1 protein-coding gene is annotated in these 1,692 nt (G+C 48.4%); it reads left to right on the plus strand.

The window, feature by feature from the left end; translation table 11 throughout:
• Positions 1–269: 269 nt before the first annotated feature.
• A partial coding sequence (locus ACJMM9_RS12540) for an IS5 family transposase (protein WP_405327505.1) occupies positions 270–1,692 on the plus strand: 1,423 nt, incomplete at its 3' end.

The following is a 1,692-nucleotide window of genomic DNA, read 5'->3' on the forward strand; positions in this document are numbered from 1 at the left end:
CAAAAGAAAAGTACGAAATCCGGGGCCTGAAGAACATATCAGGCTCCATTTCTTTGAGCCCGGACTTCGAACTTTTCTAACCTATTCTATTTACTCTTTACTAAACTACTTAATTAGGGTATGCTGAACAGGTTTTCAGCGTACTCCCAACATTCGTTTTTTCTGTATAGAATCAGCAATTCCGCTGATAACAGACTCGATTTTTGATAAAATAGATGCAGGGTTTTTGATTTCCGGGATTCAAAATATCTGCATCTAAGGAGCCAAATATGTACCGAAATGCGAATAACGGCCAGTCCAGCATCTATGATTTCATCCTTCCCTTCGGCGGTCATCTGAACGAAGATAACCGGTGGGTAAAGCTCCGCAGCATGATCGACTGGAAAATGATTGATGAGGAGTACTCCGGCAACTTCAAGAACAAGGACAACGGCAACGAGGCATATCCTGCTGATGTTGCATTCGGTTCGCTTTATATCCAGCGCAGTCTTGGCTTTACAGACCGTGAACTTGTCGAACAGTTAGCCGAGAATCCCTACATGCAGTACTTCATTGGCTATAAGGAATACCGCAATGAAAGGCCTTTTGACCCAAGTCTTCTTGTGACTTTCCGCAAACGTCTTCCGGAAGAGACCATGTGCAGGATCATTGAAAAAATGTTTATAAAAGCCGATGATGACAAAAAAGACAAAGGCGGCCATACCGGTGGCGGCAGCTCCGAAACGGCTGAATCCCAGAAACCTGCAAAACCAAAAAACAGCGGGACCCTGATCATTGATGCCACCTGCGCCCCTGCGGATATAGCCTATCCGACTGACCTGGAATTGTGCGACAGGGCCAGGAGGTGGACGGAAATCATCCTCGACCATTATTGGTCATTGTTCGGCCCGCTCAGCGATACAAAAGCAAAGCCGAGGACCTACCGCGAGGTAGCCAGGCGCCGTTTCCTCAAGCTCAACAAGCGGCGCAGAAAGTCTGCGAAAAAGATCCGGAAGGAACTCCGCTATCAACTCAGTTGCATAAACCGCAATCTCGGATATATAGAAGAATACGTGCTTGCGTACGGCTTGAACGACCTGCACAAGATCGAAAGGGAACGCCTGCTCACCATTTATACATTCCACGAACAGCAGAAAGAAATGCTGGACAACAAGACACATTCCGTAGAAGACCGTATCGTGAGCCTTTCACAGCCATGGATCCGGCCAATCGTACGTGGAAAAACCAAAGCGCCTACAGAGTTCGGTGCGAAGATCTCCATCAGCGTCGTGAACGGTTACACCTTCATTGATCTGCTGAGTTTTGATGCATACAATGAAGGCGAAGCCGCCGAGTTCGAGCGCGTCGTGGAAGAATACCGAAGGCGCTTTGGGCAATACCCCGAACGGATCCTGGCAGATAAGATATACCGCAGCCGTAAGAACAGGGCGTTCTGCAAGGAGCATGGGATCCGTATATCGGGTCCGAGACTCGGCCGTCCTGGTAAAGATCAGTCGGCAGATGTCCGTCAGGAACTGCAGGAGATCGGCGAACGCAATGAGGTCGAAGGACGGTTCGGGAACGGCAAGCGGAAACTCGGTCTGTCCCAGATTATGGCTAAGCTTAAAGAAACAGCCGGGTCAATGATTGCAATGGATATCTTTATACTCAATATGGAACGACTCTTCCGCAGGAAGATGTTGTTTTTGTACA

It is taken from the genome of Fibrobacter sp. (assembly GCF_045112255.1).
GTDB lineage: Bacteria > Fibrobacterota > Fibrobacteria > Fibrobacterales > Fibrobacteraceae > Fibrobacter.